Genomic DNA, 18156 nt, shown 5'->3' on the forward strand with positions numbered 1-18156 from the left:
TCCTTTTTTCATTCGTTTTATTGGACGAAAGTAAAACAGAAAGGTTTAATGGTTATGATTATTTTTTTAGTAATGTTGAGAAAGATATGCTAATAAAAGGCAATAATTACTACAATAAAAGCTGTTTTATTTAGAAAAGCCCGGATTCTTGACCACATAAATGCCTGAATAGGTTATAATATTAAATAATAGACATTTACGTGTTGTCGGTCTTTGGTGTTTAAGTCAGAGAGTTCAGTTTGTCTTTCAGAGACTTTGAAAAATTGCGCGAAACAGGTATTTCCGTATCCGTGTGTTTGAGTACCAGCCTCAATCCTTGAGAGTTTCCTTTGACATGAATGATTTTGTCCACATTAATCAGAAAAGCTCTGTGACACTTTACTACCGACGGGTGTGGTTCCAGTTGCGATTCTGTTCGTTTCAGGGTGGAGCGCAGCAGCATGCTCTTCGGCGCTTTGTCTTTTGTGTAAAAGATTTCGATATAATTACCGCTCGATTCGATATACAATAGTTGCGAGAGTTCAATATCAAGTCGGTCTTTTTCATTATCAGAAAGCAGGCTTACTATTTCGTTCCCCGCAATTTCGTCTTTCGGGTGTAACTGGGTGTTAAAGTCTTGCGCCGATTTCAGGTTTTCAGTCAGTAGTCGGTTTTGCTGAATTACCGTTATCAATACTATGGGGGTAATGCCTATAGCCACTGTATAGCACTGAAATGCCAGAAACATATTGAAACCCCACGACCCGTTAATCCACGAGGCATAAAGGGAATTTCCCAACCCTATCGTAAAAAGGACACATACCTGCCAGATTATTTGTTTTAGCACAGTCCACTCTTTCTTTTCAAACCAGTCTTTGAAAAAAATTCTGCTGACGATAGTGTCGAAAATCAATGTTACCAATGTAACCAATCCATATCCGGACCCGATAATAATTTTGCTACCCTTGTAGTCCGAAAAACCGAAGGGCTGAAAAACAATCATAAACAATGCGATGAATATACTAAGGGGAATGGCATACTTCCAGCTTTTGTGCACTCTGGGGTAGGGTTGGTTCAGATATTCTTTGAGCATGGCGAGGTTTAAAATTTTCAGCTTGTTTTTTCAGCATGCAAAGATACTTATATTTTGATTAACGAAAGCAGAAATGCATGAACAGTCCGAGAATTAATGTAAAATACAAATACGCTTTAATGTACAGATCTTCTGTCGTATCCTCAAAAATATTCCCTTTTTAAAGGGACGAGCGAAGCGTTGGGAATCTGAATATAATAAAATCCCCGATACTATTTTCTTATCCCACGCTGTTTTTTGTATCATTATTTTCAATATCTTTGTGTCATTAAAACAAATGGATGTTTAGTTCTTCAATTAAATCGGATTTGGTATTGTAAACAGTCTGTATCGCTTATACAGATTGTCCTTTCGTTAGTTCCCCGGTAAGTTCTTTTCCGGGGCAATTTCCTATTATATAAACTTTAATTTAATTTGCATACAATGCCGAAGGCGTTGATATGTCTTTGCGTGTATGCCACAATACATTAAAACCATGAATAACGAAAATAAAACCATTCACGAATTTGATTTGAATATTATTTATGACTATTTTTCAGACACAGAACGTCAGGGACCCGGAAATGCTGATTTAACGCTCAAGGCATTAAGTTTTATAAATGGTCTTTCGCAGCAATCCAAAATTGCCGATATCGGTTGCGGAACCGGTGGTCAGACAATGGTGCTTGCTCAAAATACGCCGAGTAAAATTATCGGTATAGAATTATGGCCGGATTTTATCAGTCAACTGAATGAAAATGCCCAAAAGAATAATTTTCAACACAGAGTAACGGGCGTTGTTGGCAATATGGATAATCTTCCGTTTGACGATGAAGAACTTGATTTGATTTGGTGTGAGGGTGCGATTTATAATATCGGATTTGAATGCGGATTAAAAGAGTGGCGGAAATTCTTAAAACGGGGCGGTTATATCGCTATGACTGAAAACACCTGGTTTACTTCAGAACGACCTGACGAAATCGGGGGTTTTTGGCAGAATGCTTATCCGGAGATTGATACAATTTCGAACAAGGTTGCTCAAATGGAAAATGCAGGTTATCTTCCTATAGCTACTTTTGTTGTGCCAGAACTGACCTGGACGGATTATTATACAGCACAGGCATTGCGACAAGAATCTTTTTTGAAAAAGCATGCAGGTAATAAAACTGCGGAAGAATTTGTTGGATACCAGCGGTATGAAGCTCAACTATACGATAAGTATAAGGAGTACTACGGTTATGTGTTCTATATTGGAAAGAAAATGTAGGTTATAATCTCCTTCAATTTCAATTTACTAAACAAAACTCCCCGATACGCATCAGCATATCGGGGAGTTTCTAATCTTAAAGTTCCCTTTAGGAGGGGATTTAGGGGTTATCTTATTTTGCCATTTCAATAGCTACAGCCACTTGTACAGTAGCTCCAACCATTGGGTTGTTACCCATACCCAGGAATCCCATCATTTCCACGTGAGCCGGAACTGAAGAAGAACCTGCGAACTGAGCATCGCCGTGCATACGTCCCATAGTATCGGTCATACCGTAAGAAGCAGGACCTGCACCCATATTATCAGGGTGAAGGGTACGTCCGGTACCACCACCTGAAGCAACAGAGAAATATTTGCGACCGTTTTCGATACATTCTTTTTTGTATGTACCGGCAACAGGGTGTTGGAAACGTGTTGGGTTAGTAGAGTTACCGGTAATCGATACGTCAACACCTTCGGCACGCATGATAGCCACACCTTCGCGAACGTCGTCAGCACCGTAGCATTTTACAGCAGCGCGAGGTCCGTCAGAGTATGATTTAGTTTTCACTACGTTCAATTCGCCTGTAGCGTAATCGAAGTCAGTTTGAACATAGGTAAATCCGTTGATACGAGAGATAATCATAGCAGCGTCTTTTCCAAGTCCGTTAAGGATAACGCGCAATGGCTCCTGACGTACTTTGTTAGCTGATTGAGCAATACCGATAGCACCTTCGGCAGCAGCAAATGATTCGTGTCCGGCAAGGAAAGCAAAACACTTAGTTTCGTTGCGAAGTAACATAGCAGCCAGGTTACCGTGACCAAGACCTACTTTGCGGTCTTCGGCTACTGAACCCGGGATACAGAATGCCTGCAAACCGATACCGATAGCTTCGGCAGCTTCAGCAGCAGTTTTACAACCTTTTTTGATGGCGATAGCTGAACCTACCACGTAAGCCCATTTTGCGTTTTCGAACGCGATATTTTGGATGCCTTCGCAGATTGCATAAGGATCGATGTTTTTAGCAGCACAAATTGCTTTGGCTTCGTCGATATCTTTGATACCGTATGTATTAAGAGCCGCATTGACTTTGTCTATACGACGGTCATAACTTTCAAATAGTGGCATAATATTTAATTGATAATTGATAATTAATAATTGATAATTAAAACTTGTATCTGAATTATTCTTTCGATTGTTTGATTATTGAAGTCAGTAGTTTGATTAATTCTACACAATCATTATTAATACTAATATATTGATTTTCGTCCAAATAATCAGTTTCATGTAATAAGTCAAGCCAATATTCTGTTTCACTGGCTTCTTTGAGTGAAATTTGCATTTTGGCAATAAAGTCCTTTTTACTTTGACCTTGAATTGCTTCTTTTACATTTGCACCTATACTTGTTCCTGAACGTAATAATTGTTTTGAAAGAATATATTCTTTTTTGTCTGATAAAAGATACTGATATAAACGAATAATTCTGATAGCAAATGCTTTGCTTTTATTTACAACAACATTCTCTTTCATAATTATTCATTATTCATTATCAATTATTCATTATTCGTGACGTGGATCGATATATTTCGCAGCGTTATCAAAACGACCGTATTTGCTGGTCGATTTTTTCAATGCTTCGTTTGCATCAACTCCTTTTTTGATTAAATCCAACATTGGACCTACACGTACGAATTCGTATCCGCAAGCTTCTCCGTCTTCGTCTAATGCCATACGGCTGATATAACCTTCAGCCAACTCAAGGTAACGAACACCTTTTACTTTTGTACCAAATGTAGTACCTACTTGCGAGCGCAAACCTTTGCCCAAATCTTCCAAACCTGCACCGATTGGCAGACCACCTTCAGAGAAAGCAGATTGTGTACGTCCGTACACGATTTGAAGGAATAATTCACGCATTGCTACGTTGATTGCATCACATACCAGGTCAGTATTTAATGCTTCAAGGATAGTTTTTCCCGGCAGAATTTCAGCAGCCATTGCAGCTGAGTGAGTCATACCCGAGCAACCGATTGTTTCAACTAAAGCCTCTTCGATAATACCATCTTTAACGTTCAAAGTCAGTTTACATGCGCCTTGTTGTGGTGCACACCAACCCACACCGTGAGTTAAACCTGAAATGTCTTTTATTTCTTTCGATTTTACCCATTTGCCTTCTTCAGGTATGGGAGCTGGTCCATGATTTGGGCCTTTTTTTACAACACACATGTGTTCTACTTCGTGCGAATAAATCATACTTTTCTTGTTTAGTTAATATATTGATTGAATAAAAATTTCTTTAATTGAAACCGAGCGCAAAAGTACGTTTTTTTTATTGTTTTGCAATGGAGTACTATACTCAAAATGCGTATAATTTTGAACATTTTTCCGTATATTTTGTTAAGCGCATAAAAGTATTAATTTTGCACAACTAACTTTATATTTTAAATACGGAATATGCTTAGTTTTCATCGAATTAATAATGTTTCTGATTTGTTGTTCAGTAATTTGTTCAACTTGTATGCGCTGGCTTTCCCCACTGCCGAACGCCGCACATGGGCAGGACTTGAATATGAGCTGAATTACGAAAAGCGATTCTTTGCCCAGGCAATTCTCAGGGATGAAAAGTTTGTGGGACTGCTTAACTACTGGACGTTTGACAGGTTCTTCTATATAGAACATTTTGCAGTGTCACCTACCATGAGGGATCAGCACATTGGTACTGAGGCGCTCAAAATGTTTAAAGAGCAAACCAAATTGCCTGTTGTTTTTGAGGTTGAAATGCCTGTTGATACTACGGCTATCCGACGCATACAGTTTTATGAACGACTAGGCTTTAGTGTTATATCGCATAATTATGCTCAGCCACCGTATGAAGGCGATGATTTTCTGATTCCGATGCAATTAATGTGTAACGACAAACATTTTGCTGAAACACATTTTGGTCTTATAAAGGAAACACTTTACGATAAAGTATATCATTATAAAGAAGATAGACCCCTAACCCCTAAAGAGGAACTGGAGAGTTCTTAACTTCTGAAAGGGATTAAAGTTAGTATTGTTTTCTTTACTATTTTCTGTTCTCTATTTTGCCTGTTTTGTGGTGTTATATTTTAAATGAATTAATACTTGCATAGTTCCCTTTTAGGGTTAGCGTTGCTTCATTTCGTCATAAACTTCCAAGCCAACCACGCTATTCCCCCTATTCCAATCGTCAGCGCTTTTTCATCTATCTGAAAATTGGGATTGTGCAATCCTCCCGTGTTGGCATTTATTTCGCCTTTTACACCGAATCTGAAAAAGCAACAAGGATATTGCTGGGTGAAAAAACCGAAGTCTTCCGATGTCATTCGTGTTTCAAGTGTTCTGACATTGTTCTCACCAATCCATTCTCCTGCAAATTTACGTGCCTCCGAAGTTATTTTTTCGTCGTTTACTACACTGGGGTAGCCATCAGGCATGTTTATTTCAACGTCGCATCCATAGGCATTACAGGTTTCTTTGATTATTCTGCGGATATGTTCTTTTGCCTCTTTGCGCCATTTTTCGTCGAAAGTGCGCAGCGTGCCCGAAATGAGGACTTCGTTAGGGATAACATTGGTAGCCCCATCGGCTATCAGTTTTCCAAAGGTGAGTACCATGGGTGTAAGCGGATGACAGAGTCTGCTACTGACTTGCTGTAGTGAAACTATGATCTGCGAAGCTGCCAGTACAGTATCATTGCACAGATGCGGTAATGCTCCATGTCCGCCCTTGCCAGTAATTTTTAGGTGAATTTCGTCGGCAGAAGCCATTATTTTTCCTGGCAGAAAGCCCATTGTACCGGTAGGGAAATCAACAGAAATATGCTGAGCCAGTATTAATTCAGGTTTTATATCATCAAATAATCCATCTTCGAGCATAAGTCGGGCACCTCCGGGTGCTTTTTCTTCGCCCGGCTGGAAAATGAGTAATATTGTTCCTTCGAAATTATTTTTTAATTGTTGCAGAATTTTTGCAGCTCCCAGCAAACAAGTAGTGTGAGCATCGTGTCCGCAGGCATGCATAACATTTTCTACTGTTGATTTCCAGGGAATATCCACTGCTTCGCAAACAGGCAATGCATCCATGTCGGCTCGCAAGGCAATTACTTTTTTATGTGGATTTGCTCCTTCTATTTTTCCCAGAATGCCATTTCCACCTATACCTGCGCGAAACGGAATACCCATATCGGTTAATTCAGCCTGAATGAATTTGGATGTTTCAAATTCCTGAAACGAAAGCTCTGGGTGTGCATGCAGGTGGCGATAGCAATTTATAGCATAGTTATTGTAGTCTGCTGTGAGTTGCTCTATGGTTGATTTCATACGCTTTTTAGTTTGTCCGACAAAGGTAGCCATTTTTTGTGAGCTGTCCGGATTAATTTTCAGAGAGAAGATCATGAATAAATCACTCTGTCTTATCTGAGAAACGGTATTAATTTGTTGATTGTATTGGTTCAATACAATTCTTAACTAAAATTAAACAGATATATTAATTTTTTCGGAAGAATGAGCTACATTTTTTATATTTTTGCATGTCTCAACGAAAAATGGATTTATTTTTTAAAATATTAATAATTTAGAATTATGAAGAAGTATAGTCTTTTCTTGGTGTGTTTAGTATTCTCAGTTGTAGCAATGGCTCAAAAACCGGTTGCAACTTTCAGCGAAAAAGTTTTTGATTTCGGTAAAATAAACGAAAAAGATGGTAGTGTTACACACGTGTTCGAGTTTACAAATAAGGGTAATTCTCCTTTGGTAGTTAGTCGTGTGCAGACTTCATGTGGTTGTACCACTCCATCGTGGACTAAAGAACCTGTAGAACCGGGCAAAAAAGGCAGTATAACTGTAACATTTGATGTTAGAAACAAAACTATTTTTGAAAAACAAATAATGGTGTATACAAACGATACAGCGGAGCCTATTATGTTGGTTATAAAAGGTGAGGTTATTCCTGTTTCGAAACAAGCTGAAGCCGCATCAAAGAAATAGTTCTTGCTATTTTGACAGTAGAATCCTTGCTTTTAGAAAGTTATGAGAAAATATAGTTTGTTGTTGATTGGTCTTCTTTTTTCCGTATTGGTAATGTCTCAGAAAGCAAGTATTGCTTTTGACGTGAAGTCGCATGATTTTGGGAAAATTAAGGAGGAAGATGGTAAAGTAACTTATATTTTTAGTTTCGTAAATAACGGAAAAGGACCTTTGGTTGTTAGCAGGGTTCAGTCTTCTTGCGGCTGTACAACACCTGTTTGGACTAAAACACCTGTTGAACCGGGCAAAAAGGGTACAATTACGGTAACCTATAATCCGCTCGGACGTCCCGGTAAGTTCTTTAAACCTGTATCAGTGTATAGTAATGCAACTGATGAACTGGTAAATTTGTCAATACAGGGTGAGGTCATTCCGAGGCAATCAGGTGAAGATTCAACATATCCGGTAAACATCGGAGGTTTAGGATTGAAAGCCAAGGTGGTGTCGATCGGAAATGTGGAAAGGGGCAGGATGCAAACGCGCGTGTTGGGAATTCAAAATACGAGTAAAGCATCTCTGAGACCAACAATTGAAAATCTTCCGGGATATCTGTCGGCTACTGTTTTGCCCGAGGTGTTGAATCCGGGTGAAGAAGGCAAAATTACGTTTACGCTCAACTCAAAAAACTGTAACCAATGGGGTCCTTTGTCTGACGATGTTTACCTAAGCCTGAACGGTGTCCGTAGATTTACTGATGATACAAGAATACTCGTAGTTGCTAATATCCTAGAAGATTTCAGTAAACTGACTTTGGAGCAACGACGGAAATCTCCCGTAATTGAGTTGCCTGAAAGAGAAATTGACCTAGGAACTTTGAGGGAAGGCTCTAAAAGGACCGGAAAACTCAAACTACTAAACAAAGGCTTAAGTACACTTGAAATCAGAAGAATTATAAACAATAATAAAGAGCTGTCGATCAAAACTTCAAAGAATAGTGTGGCTGTCAATAAAAAGACAGATATAGTAATAGGTCTCAACACCCGAAATCTGAGTGAAGCGGAGTATAAGAAATCTTTCACCATACAAACTAACGATCCTGAAAATGCATTTCTGATTGTAGTGGTAAGTTGGAAAGTTCAGAAGTAAGAAAAAAGAGAATAAAATTAAATACAATTTTAAATTTAAAAAGCCAGGATTTGTTTGCAACTTCTTGGCTTTTTAAGTCTGTGATAATATGCATTATAAAAATAATGATCATCCTGAGAATGATCCTTTGTACAAAGGATTAAGCGTGAATGAAGGTGTGCAGTCTGCACCTATGGTCAACCCCTATAAGCAACCATCAAGAAAACGACGCCAGTTTACTGCTGCAGAGTTTGTGGCTGGTATTCTGGAGGGTAATATCAGTATGTTGAGTCAGGCGGTAACGTTGGTAGAAAGTTCGTTACCGGAGCATCAGCTTATAGCGCAGGAAGTGATAGAAAAATGTCTTCCTTATGCAGGCAATGCTGTTCGTCTTGGTATTACCGGCGTTCCGGGAGCAGGTAAGAGTACTTTTATCGAAGCACTGGGAATGCATTTAGTGAGAAATAAGCATAAACTGGCCGTGTTGGCTATCGATCCCAGTAGTGAACGTTCCAAAGGGAGTATATTGGGCGATAAAACCCGTATGGAAGAGCTTTCAGTAGCTAAGAATGCATTTATACGTCCTTCTCCTTCGGCAGGTTCATTGGGCGGCGTAGCCCGTAAAACGCGAGAAAGTATTATTCTGTGTGAAGCAGCCGGTTTTGATACCATTTTTGTAGAAACGGTGGGAGTAGGGCAATCGGAAACATCGGTACATTCAATGGTCGATTTCTTTTTGCTGATCCAGTTGGCGGGTACCGGTGACGAATTGCAGGGAATTAAACGTGGAATAATGGAAATGGCCGATGGTATTGCCATTAATAAGTGCGATGGAACTAATGTGGACAAAGCACGTGTGGCTAAGTCGCAATATCAGAATGCTTTGCACCTGTTTCCACCTCACGATTCAGGTTGGTCGCCGGAGGCTATTACCTGTTCTTCAGTCGAATTGAATGGAATTCCAGAAGTTTGGGATATGGTTGAGCGTTATGTGAAGTTCGTAAAATCAAATGACTACTTTGAATTTAAACGTAACTCTCAGTCGAAATACTGGATGTATGAAACTATAAATGAACAGCTAAAAGCAAATTTCTATCAGAATGTGGAAATTCAGCAAGCGCTTTCTGACAGTGAACGACGGGTGCTTTCGAATGAGGTAAGTTCGTTTATTGCTGCTAAGAATCTACTGGATAAGTATTTTGGAGGGATGAATGATTGACCCTCTTCTTTGAAATATATTAGACATTTTACTTCTATTTTATTTGTTGACAGACCTGTCATAACACCTAATTCATTTAGATATTATACATCTCACAAATGGAACTCAATATAATTTATAACCAGTCATGCCTTGATGGATTAAAGCAGCTGCCGGATGAATGTGTGGATTTGATCTTTACTGATCCACCTTATTATCAGCACCGGGCTCAAAATGTACAGGGTTTGAAAAATCATAAAGATGTTGTTACCGAGTTCGATTTTGATGGGTTTAAATCAGAAGATGAGTATTTACAGTTTTTGGAGGATGTTCTGATGGAGTGTTTTCGGGTGTGTAAACCGGGTGCTTCCGGTTATTTGTGGTGTGGCGATGATTTTGTTTCATTTATCAACCGTATGGTAGAGCGCACGGGTTTTCAGTTTCGTAAAGTTATCCATTGGCATAAAACCAATCCGTTTCCAGCCATGTATACCCGAAAAATGTATGCTAACAGCATGGAGTTGTTGGTTCATTTTTCAAAGGGTTCGCCTAAAACATGGAACCATAAGCCTGTAAATGATATGCATAATTTTATACAGGCTCCTATTTGTATGGGAAAGGAACGCACCAAACACAAAACTCAAAAACCGCTGAAGGTTTGTATGCCATTTATTGAAATAAGCAGTAACGAAGGTGATTTGGTGCTTGATCCGTTTATGGGATCCGGTAGTACAGCTGTCGCAGCTAAAAAATTGAAGCGAAATTTTATCGGGTATGAGCTATCGACGGAGTATTGCAATATAGCCAACAGCAGGTTGGAGAAATAATTCTGTATAAGTTTTTATACAAAAAGAACCGTACTGTTTTCAGTGCGGTTCTTTTTTGATATAGTAGAAATGTTTCTTAATATCCCCATTTTAAATACACAGCTCCCCAGGTAAATCCTGCTCCAAAGGCAGTAAGGATAATGTTATCTCCTTTTTTGAATTTACTTTGTGCTTCCCATATTCCCAGAGGAATAGTTGCAGCTGAAGTGTTGCCAAAGTGATCAATATTAATAATTACTTTGTCGTATTCCACGCCGGTTCGTTGTACAACTGCGTCTATTATTCGCAAGTTGGCCTGATGTGGTACTAACCACGCAATATCATCCTTGCTCAGGTTATTCTTTTCCATGATTTCGGCCGAAACTTCAGACATGTTGGTTACAGCATGTTTAAACACGTATGCACCCTCCTGATAGGTATAGTGCATTTTTTTCTCAATAGTTTCAGAGGTTGTAGGAATAGCTGAACCTCCTGCTTTGATGTGAAGGTGTTTCACTCCAATTCCATCGGTACGCAAAATTGAGTCAATTACGCCAAATTCTTCATTGGTAGGCTCTAGTAATACTACTCCGGCACCATCACCAAATAGCGGTGCAGTAGTACGATCACTATAGTCTGTAATCGAAGACATTTTGTCGGCACCAATAATCAGTACTTTTTTATAATGACCGGATTCTATAAAGCTCGCACCGGTGGTAAGCGAAACAATGAATCCAGAGCATGCTGCCTGTAAGTCAAATGCAAGTGCATTTTTGATTCCCATTCTCTCGGCAATCATCGAAGCACATGAAGGATATATATGATCGGCAGTTGTAGTACCGCAAATTATCAAGTCAATTTCTTCCGGTTTTGTACCGGTTTTAGCAAACAAGTCTTCAATAGCTTTAGCGGCTAAATATGATGTACCTACATTTTCGTCTTTCAAAATGCGGCGTTCCTTTATTCCGACTCTGGAAGTAATCCATTCGTCGTTGGTGTCCATCATGGTGCTAAGCTCCTCGTTATTCAGTATATAGTTTGGAACGTATCCGCCAACTCCTGTAATAACTGCTCTGATACTAGACATATTAAAATTATTAAGTATATAAAAATCAAGCCCTAAAGGTTGAATTTAGAGCTTAATTGATTATTTGAAAATATTAATTACAATATTATCTGTATTAAACTGTTGCCAATTTTTCAATTGCCAATTTACCTCTGTAGTAGCCACATTCGCCGCAAACAGTGTGATAAATATGTGCAGCGCCGCAATTTGAGCAATTAGCCAATGTTTGAGGTATAGCTTTATAATGCGTTCTTCTTTTTCTTGCTCTTTGTTTCGAGATCTTTCTCTTAGGATGTGCCATCTTAGTTGTTTATTTAATTGTTTTCTGTTATATTTTGCAAACCATCCCATCGCGGGTCAGTTTGAACTTCTTCTGCTGTAAAGTCATCATCGTCATCGAAATCAAGCGGCGAATTGTCATCGTCCAAATCATCTTTCTGACGGGTAATGTGTTTTTTTAGTTTGACAACCATTGTTTTGTTGCATTCTCCGGGAGCATGTACATGCTTTATCGGGATGTTTAATACAATGAACTCGTATAAAAACCAGGCAACATTTATAGCTCCTTCTGATTCAGGAATTATAACAACTTCGTCTTCTTCGGCAAATTTATCACCGAACTTAACTTGTAGTTTTTCTTTGTAGTGAATTTGTTGTTCCATATCATCCAAACAACGGTCGCATGGAATTATAATAGAACCATCGAGCTGAAATTGTAGCTCATAAGTATTCATCTTTTTATGAACGCTTACTTTAGCTTTTACATTTCCTTTTTGTACTTCAGGGCTATCAATCTTTTTGAAATAGGCGTCATCAAGATCATATTCGATGACACGAGTTTCATTATCAATATCCTTTAATACTACATTATATAACTCGAATTTTGACATTATTCACTTTATATTTAAAACCGCGCAAAGGTACAAAAATATGTTCTATTACAAAATACTTTCTTTTTTATTTTATCAAATTTATTGCTAAAAATAAATTTATTGCCGAATTTAATGGTGTTTAAAATAGTTGTCGGAGTATTTTTGGCTAACTTATTATCAACTTTTTACTTGTGTTTAGTTTTTAAGACTATTCTGAACACGGTTCCGATATTTAATTCCGATTGTTTTACAAAGATTTTTCCACCATGATATTCTTCAATGATACGCTTGGCTAACGAAAGCCCAAGTCCCCAGCCTCTTTTCTTAGTGGTGAATCCCGGATTGAATACGACTTTAAATTTTCTGCGGTCAATTCCCTTTCCGGTATCTTTTATGTCGATATATACATACTTATTTTTTTGACTCAGAGTGATGTCGATGCTGCCAATGCCATTCATGGCATCAATTGCATTTTTGCACAAGTTTTCTATAACCCATTCAAAAAGGTGTGTGTTCAACCTGATAAATACAGGCTCTTCGGTTGGAAAATGACATTGTATGTTCACCTTTTGCGATGATCGTTTTGTCATGTATTGCACCGCGTTGAGCAGCGTATCATTCAAACTCACCACCTGCAAATCGGGTTTTGAACCTATCTTGGAGAATCGTTCGGCTATTATACCCAGTCTGTTGACATCTTTTTCCATTTCGCCAATGAGATTGTCTTCGCTGTGTCGCATTTTGAGTAAATCGACCCAAGCAAGCAGAGACGAAATGGGAGTACCAAGCTGGTGTGCGGTTTCTTTTGAAAGTCCCACCCAGACTTTATTTTGCTCTGCTCTTTTGGAACTGGAGAAGGCAAAAAATGCAATCAGTATAAATGCTATGATAATGCTGAGCTGTACAAAAGGGAAATAGTATAATTGTTTGATAAACAGTGAATCATCGTAGTATAGATATTGTTTTGATTTGCCGAACTTTAATTCGATAGGCGTATTTTTTGTTTTTAATCTTTCTATTTCATTTTTGTAAAATTCAGGGATGTTTTCTTGGGGTTCATTTATATTACGGGTAGATATAACCTGATTGTTGGCATCGGTATAAATAATAGGAATGGTGGTGTTTCCTTCAATGATTTTGATGATTAAGTCCAGGTTTGTGTGTTCGTCGGCCAGATTGGACTGGCGCACTGCTTCAGCCCAGATTTCAACCTTTTTTCTCTCTTCCAATGCCAAAGAATGAGCCAATCTGTTTGTGAAAAGTGTGGAAACAGCTACAATACCTATGGCCAATACAATGAATATAAGTTTAAGGCGTTGAGATATTTCGTTTATTTTGTTGATATTGAGCATGAAATAAAACAGATTGTAATAAAATAGCTTCTTTCTGTTGAAACGCCAAATATACTAAAAAAGTATGAATCAAAACTTTGATTTTACATATGCATAAATTATCGTATCTTTGCCGAAAATATATTGTAATGCCACAGGTTCAGAATAATTTAAACGATGAATCTGATGCTGAAATTAAACTATCCACATGCATAAATCCGGTTTTGTAAATATTGTAGGTAATCCCAATGTCGGTAAGTCGACCTTAATGAACGCTTTAGTAGGTGAAAGAATATCAATTATCACTTCAAAGGCTCAGACAACTCGTCATCGTATTTTGGGGATTGTAAATGGTGATGATTTCCAGATTGTATATTCGGATACTCCCGGTGTGTTGAAACCGAATTACCGGTTGCAGGAATCTATGCTTAAATTCTCTCGCTCGGCATTATCCGATGCAGATGTGTTACTCTATGTGACTGATGTTTTCGATTCGTACGAGAAGAATGAAGATTTTGTTGAAAAAGTAAAATTAAACCCTGCTCCATTGCTTCTTATTATCAATAAAATAGATTTGATAGACGAAGAGAAACTGGTTGTGCTGGTGGAAAAATGGAAAGAGTTATTGCCCCGTGCCGAGATTTATCCTGTATCGGCGTTGGAAAAGTTTAATATTGATTCGCTGTTTTCGCGCATTAAAGATTTATTGCCGGAGTCGCCACCGTTTTTTGATAAAGACCAACTGACCGATAAACCGGCAAAATTCTTTGTTACTGAGATTATCCGCGAGAAAATTTTGATGAATTACGAAAAGGAAATTCCTTATTCGGTAGAAGTGGAGGTTGAACAGTTTCAGGAAGACGATAGATTGATACGCATTAATGCTGTGATATACGCTGAGCGGGATTCTCAAAAGGGAATTTTGATAGGTCACGGTGGAAAATCGCTGAAAAAGGTAGGAACCGAGGCGCGTAAAGATATGGAAGTGTTTTTTGATAAAAAGGTATTTTTAGAACTGTTTGTAAAGGTTGAAAAAGACTGGCGAAATAAAGACACAAAACTGCGGGGATTCGGTTATAGTTTAGACTAAAACTTTGAACTTAAGGAGTCTAATTTTGTTATTATAAATGGCAACAAAATAAATTTTTTTCTGATAAGATCGTTTTATTTGATATTAAATTTTAAAAACGTAGTGTTATGAAAAATCCAATTGGTCTTTTAGCCGCATTTCTTGGCGGTGCTATTGTTGGTGGAGCTTTAGGCGTGCTGTTTGCTCCTGAAAGTGGGGAAGAAACCCGCAAAAAAATAGTAGATGCACTCGAAAAACGAGGAGTTAAACTAAGCAAAGCTGAAATGGATGATTTGGTGGATGAAATCAAATCGCAGGTATCTCCCGAACAAAAATGATTCATTTAAATAGGTAAGCTAATGATTAATACGCAAGAACCTGTTGAGAACTTTCAGCAACTCTACGACGATATAAAGAAGTATGTATTGCTGCAGACCGAATATGTAAAAGTGGAATTTGTTGAAAAGCTGGCGATATTATTATCGACTCTTTTAATCGTTTCGCTGATTATTATTCTGGTTATCATAGCTTTGTTTTATTTGTTTTTTTCAATAGCTTATGCTGTTGAACCGCTGGTTGGTAGTTTGAGCCTGAGTTTTGCCATTATTTCGGTTATTTATTTCGGATTAATTGCTTTGTTGATGGTGTTTCGGAAGAAATTAATTATCAATCCAATGGTTAGATTTCTTTCAAATTTATTTTTGTCTAAAAATCAATAATTACAAGCTATGGAAATAGTTCCGACCACAAATCCGGCTCAGAAAAAACAAGCAGGCTTAGATGAACTACAGTTCCGTAAAGCCGAATTGCGCCAACAAATTCAACAGCAAAAAGAACTTATCAGTACTTCGTCGCAAAGGTTGCTTTCTCCGGCTTCTATATCTTCGTATATTCTCGGATCATTTCAGAAAAGCCTGAATCTGGTTGATGGATTGCTGATTGGGTATAAAATGGTTCGTTCTTTCAGGAGGCTTATCCGAAGATTTAGGTGAATTATTAATAAATAACGCATTCAAAGTAAAGACGGATTTTTTTTCGTCTTTACTTTTTTTTATAAAAGGGTATAGAAAATAATAGTACATTTGTTTATGTTTATTATTCTTTTGAAGAATGACATAACTTATTAAATGATAGAATTACATGGAAAGTATAAAATCGATTTTTAGAATAGGACACGGACCTTCGAGCAGCCATACTATGGGTCCGAAAATAGCAGCTGAACAGTTTAAGAGCAAAACTCCAAACGCTGCATTGTACAAAGTTAGTTTATATGGCAGTCTGGCAGCAACAGGCAAAGGGCATTTTACAGACCAGGCTATAACCGATTCGTTATTTCCGGTTACTGTTGATTTTGCTTGGTTTCCTGATATTGTTTTGCCGTTTCACACCAATGGTATGAAATTCGAAGCCTTTGATGCAGAGAATCATCTGATTAAAGACTGGTTGGTGTACAGCGTTGGTGGTGGAAAAATAGCCGATGAAAATTCGTACATGACTGAAAAACATATCTACGAACATAATACTCTTGGAGAAATACTGCCTTTGGTGGAGCGTCAGGGTAAAACTTACTGGGAATATGTTCAGGAGCGCGAGGAGTCTGATATCTGGGATTATCTGAATGAAGTGTGGAAGACTATGCAGCAATCAGTTCAGGACGGATTGGATAATGATGGTGTGTTGCCCGGCGAGTTGAATCTAAGACGTAAGGCAGCTTCTTATTGGGTTAAGGCAAAGAGCTATAAAGTCAGTTTGCAGAATCGGTGTTTGATAATGTCGTATGCGCTGGCTGTGTCGGAGCAAAATGCCAGTGGTGCGAAAGTAGTTACTGCTCCCACCTGCGGATCGGCAGGTGTTTTACCTGCTATTTTGTATCATTTGAAAAACTACCATGAGTTCTCCGACAAAAATATTCTTCAGGCACTGGCAACAGCCGGACTGTTTGGCAATGTCATTAAAGTAAATGCTTCTATTTCCGGTGCTGAGGTTGGTTGTCAGGGAGAAGTTGGTTCGGCGTGTGCTATGGCTGCTGCTGCTTCCAGTCAGGCGTTTGGTGCTAGTCCGCAACAGATAGAATATGCTGCAGAGATGGGGCTGGAACACCACCTGGGGCTGACCTGCGACCCGGTATGCGGTTTGGTACAGATACCGTGCATAGAACGAAACTCATTTGCTGCTCTCCGTGCGTTAGATGCCAATATGGCTTCCATGCTTTCGGATGGTAAGCACATCATTAGTTTTGATAAAGTGGTGGAAACAATGCGGCTGACCGGAAAAGACTTGCCAAGCTTGTACAAGGAAACGTCGCTGGGTGGACTGGCAAAAATAGGTAAACCCGGTGGGGATATGTGTTGATTTAGACAAGAGACGATATTCAAGAACAAAGAATCCAAGATTTAAAACTCGAAATTTAGATTGAATTGAATGCTTTGAAAGTGTAGAATGTAATATATCAACACATTATCACATCATTCCATTATCATATTAGATTTCGTAAATAGTCATATCTTCACCCAGAACGGTGTTTTCAAAAACGGATTTGGCCTCGTTGAGTAATTCTGTCTGATTGTTGTAACGAGCGGAATAATGCCCGATGATGAGTTTCTTGACGTTGGCCTTTAAAGCAATAGTGCCTGCTTGTCGAGCAGTAGAATGTTCGGTTTGTTTAGACCGGACATGCTCATCTTCCATAAATGTAGCTTCGTGATAGAGGCAGTCTACGTTACTGATTATAGGGATAATTTTTTCGGAATATGCCGTGTCGGAGCAATAAGCAAATCGCTTTGGAGGAGTGCTCTCGCGGGTTAGCTGTTCGTTCGGAATTATTTCGCCTTCTTCGGTTTCAAAATCTTCGCCCTGTTTTATTTTAGGGATGCGCCAGGTAGGGATCTTGTAGAAGTCAATCATTTCGCGAATGATATGCCTGTCGCGCGCTTTTTCTTCGAACAGAAAACCGCAGCAAGGTACCCGATGTTTGAGTGGAATGGAAAAGACCCGTATAGAGCGGTCTTCAAATATCATTTCATGTTTTCGAGGATTGATCGAATGAAATACAACATTGAAAGAAAGATCGGCACAAAAGTACTGAAGTTGCGGTTGCATTATTTTCTCTAAGTCGGGTTGAGCGTGTATGTGAAGCTCTGCCGTACGATTGAGCATGCCAAAGGTCGAGATAAGTCCTATAAGACCAAAGCAATGGTCGCCGTGGAGGTGCGAAATAAAAATATGACCCAGACGATTGGTTTTGACACCCGTTTGGCACATTCGTATCTGGGTTCCTTCTCCGCAATCAATCATGTACTGCTTATCCCTGATTTCCAATAACTGCGAGCTCGGAAAGTTTTTGCGTGTTGGCATGGCCGATCCACAACCCAAAATGGTGACAGTTGCTTTTTGCATGTAAGT

Annotated in this window: 21 protein-coding genes; 11 read left to right on the forward strand and 10 right to left on the reverse strand. The window is 38.7% G+C overall.

The window, feature by feature from the left end:
• Positions 1–220: 220 nt before the first annotated feature.
• The gene (locus PALPR_RS01375) at positions 221–1072 is read right to left on the reverse strand and encodes a LytR/AlgR family response regulator transcription factor (protein ID WP_013443808.1); all 852 of its coding nucleotides are present in this window, start codon (positions 1070–1072) and stop codon (positions 221–223) included.
• A gap of 475 nt (positions 1073–1547) precedes the next feature.
• On the opposite strand from PALPR_RS01375, the gene PALPR_RS01380 reads away from it, so the two are divergent.
• Positions 1548–2318, forward strand: a complete 771-nt coding sequence (locus PALPR_RS01380; RefSeq protein ID WP_013443809.1) for a class I SAM-dependent methyltransferase — start codon at positions 1548–1550, stop codon at positions 2316–2318.
• A gap of 112 nt (positions 2319–2430) precedes the next feature.
• On the opposite strand, the gene PALPR_RS01385 is transcribed toward PALPR_RS01380, so the two are convergent.
• The 3 genes from PALPR_RS01385 to PALPR_RS01395 are packed head-to-tail and all read right to left on the reverse strand — an operon-like array spanning position 2431 to position 4552.
• Entirely contained in the window at positions 2431–3426 is a 996-nt protein-coding gene (locus PALPR_RS01385) for a GGGtGRT protein (protein ID WP_013443810.1), read from the reverse strand.
• Between the two features lie 55 nt (positions 3427–3481).
• Entirely contained in the window at positions 3482–3829 is a 348-nt protein-coding gene (locus PALPR_RS01390) for a four helix bundle protein (RefSeq protein ID WP_013443811.1), read from the reverse strand.
• Between the two features lie 30 nt (positions 3830–3859).
• A complete protein-coding gene (locus PALPR_RS01395; RefSeq protein ID WP_013443812.1) occupies positions 3860–4552 on the reverse strand; it encodes an iron-sulfur cluster assembly scaffold protein in 693 nt (230 codons plus the stop codon).
• 201 nt (positions 4553–4753) lie between these two features.
• Between PALPR_RS01395 and PALPR_RS15230 the strand changes: the two genes are divergently transcribed.
• Positions 4754–5329: a GNAT family N-acetyltransferase gene (locus tag PALPR_RS15230; RefSeq protein ID WP_013443813.1), complete on the forward strand. Its 576-nt coding sequence runs from the start codon at positions 4754–4756 to the stop codon at positions 5327–5329.
• A gap of 128 nt (positions 5330–5457) precedes the next feature.
• Here the strand turns inward: PALPR_RS15230 and PALPR_RS01405 are convergent, their stop codons facing one another.
• Positions 5458–6642 carry a M20 metallopeptidase family protein gene (locus tag PALPR_RS01405; protein ID WP_041620560.1) on the reverse strand — a complete coding sequence of 395 codons (1185 nt, stop codon included), beginning with the start codon at positions 6640–6642 and terminating at the stop codon, positions 5458–5460.
• Positions 6643–6903: 261 nt separating this feature from the next.
• Between PALPR_RS01405 and PALPR_RS01410 the strand changes: the two genes are divergently transcribed.
• The 4 genes from PALPR_RS01410 (at position 6904) to PALPR_RS15235 (ending at position 10437) form a co-directional block, all read left to right on the forward strand.
• Positions 6904–7308, forward strand: a complete 405-nt coding sequence (locus PALPR_RS01410) for a DUF1573 domain-containing protein (protein WP_013443815.1) — start codon at positions 6904–6906, stop codon at positions 7306–7308.
• A gap of 42 nt (positions 7309–7350) precedes the next feature.
• Positions 7351–8433, forward strand: coding sequence for a DUF1573 domain-containing protein (locus tag PALPR_RS01415; RefSeq protein ID WP_013443816.1), 1083 nt, complete (start codon positions 7351–7353; stop codon positions 8431–8433).
• Between the two features lie 88 nt (positions 8434–8521).
• Positions 8522–9631, forward strand: coding sequence for a methylmalonyl Co-A mutase-associated GTPase MeaB (meaB, locus tag PALPR_RS01420; protein WP_013443817.1), 1110 nt, complete (start codon positions 8522–8524; stop codon positions 9629–9631).
• A gap of 98 nt (positions 9632–9729) precedes the next feature.
• Entirely contained in the window at positions 9730–10437 is a 708-nt protein-coding gene (locus PALPR_RS15235) for a DNA-methyltransferase (RefSeq protein WP_013443818.1), read from the forward strand.
• A 76-nt stretch (positions 10438–10513) separates the two neighbouring features.
• Here the strand turns inward: PALPR_RS15235 and PALPR_RS01430 are convergent, their stop codons facing one another.
• The 4 genes from PALPR_RS01430 to PALPR_RS01445 form a co-directional block, all read right to left on the reverse strand.
• Entirely contained in the window at positions 10514–11503 is a 990-nt protein-coding gene (locus PALPR_RS01430; protein ID WP_013443819.1) for a beta-ketoacyl-ACP synthase III, read from the reverse strand.
• A 94-nt stretch (positions 11504–11597) separates the two neighbouring features.
• Positions 11598–11783: a 50S ribosomal protein L32 gene (gene rpmF / locus PALPR_RS01435; RefSeq protein WP_013443820.1), complete on the reverse strand. Its 186-nt coding sequence runs from the start codon at positions 11781–11783 to the stop codon at positions 11598–11600.
• Positions 11784–11796: 13 nt separating this feature from the next.
• Positions 11797–12372, reverse strand: coding sequence for a YceD family protein (locus tag PALPR_RS01440; protein WP_013443821.1), 576 nt, complete (start codon positions 12370–12372; stop codon positions 11797–11799).
• A 167-nt stretch (positions 12373–12539) separates the two neighbouring features.
• Entirely contained in the window at positions 12540–13706 is a 1167-nt protein-coding gene (locus PALPR_RS01445) for a sensor histidine kinase (protein ID WP_013443822.1), read from the reverse strand.
• A 187-nt stretch (positions 13707–13893) separates the two neighbouring features.
• Here PALPR_RS01445 and era point away from each other — a divergent pair, with 187 nt between their 5' ends.
• The 5 genes from era (at position 13894) to PALPR_RS01470 (ending at position 17106) form a co-directional block, all read left to right on the forward strand.
• Positions 13894–14775 carry a GTPase Era gene (gene era, locus PALPR_RS01450; protein WP_013443823.1) on the forward strand — a complete coding sequence of 294 codons (882 nt, stop codon included), beginning with the start codon at positions 13894–13896 and terminating at the stop codon, positions 14773–14775.
• Between the two features lie 107 nt (positions 14776–14882).
• Positions 14883–15092: a YtxH domain-containing protein gene (locus tag PALPR_RS01455; RefSeq protein WP_013443824.1), complete on the forward strand. Its 210-nt coding sequence runs from the start codon at positions 14883–14885 to the stop codon at positions 15090–15092.
• A gap of 21 nt (positions 15093–15113) precedes the next feature.
• Entirely contained in the window at positions 15114–15473 is a 360-nt protein-coding gene (locus tag PALPR_RS01460) for a phage holin family protein (protein ID WP_013443825.1), read from the forward strand.
• 9 nt (positions 15474–15482) lie between these two features.
• A complete protein-coding gene (locus tag PALPR_RS01465) occupies positions 15483–15746 on the forward strand; it encodes a hypothetical protein (protein WP_013443826.1) in 264 nt (87 codons plus the stop codon).
• A 148-nt stretch (positions 15747–15894) separates the two neighbouring features.
• A complete protein-coding gene (locus PALPR_RS01470) occupies positions 15895–17106 on the forward strand; it encodes an L-serine ammonia-lyase (RefSeq protein ID WP_013443827.1) in 1212 nt (403 codons plus the stop codon).
• Between the two features lie 129 nt (positions 17107–17235).
• Here PALPR_RS01470 and PALPR_RS01475 read toward each other — a convergent pair whose 3' ends face one another.
• Positions 17236–18150: a ribonuclease Z gene (locus tag PALPR_RS01475; protein WP_013443828.1), complete on the reverse strand. Its 915-nt coding sequence runs from the start codon at positions 18148–18150 to the stop codon at positions 17236–17238.
• Positions 18151–18156 lie beyond the last annotated feature (6 nt).

Origin of the sequence: Paludibacter propionicigenes WB4 (assembly GCF_000183135.1) — a bacterium.
GTDB lineage: Bacteria > Bacteroidota > Bacteroidia > Bacteroidales > Paludibacteraceae > Paludibacter > Paludibacter propionicigenes.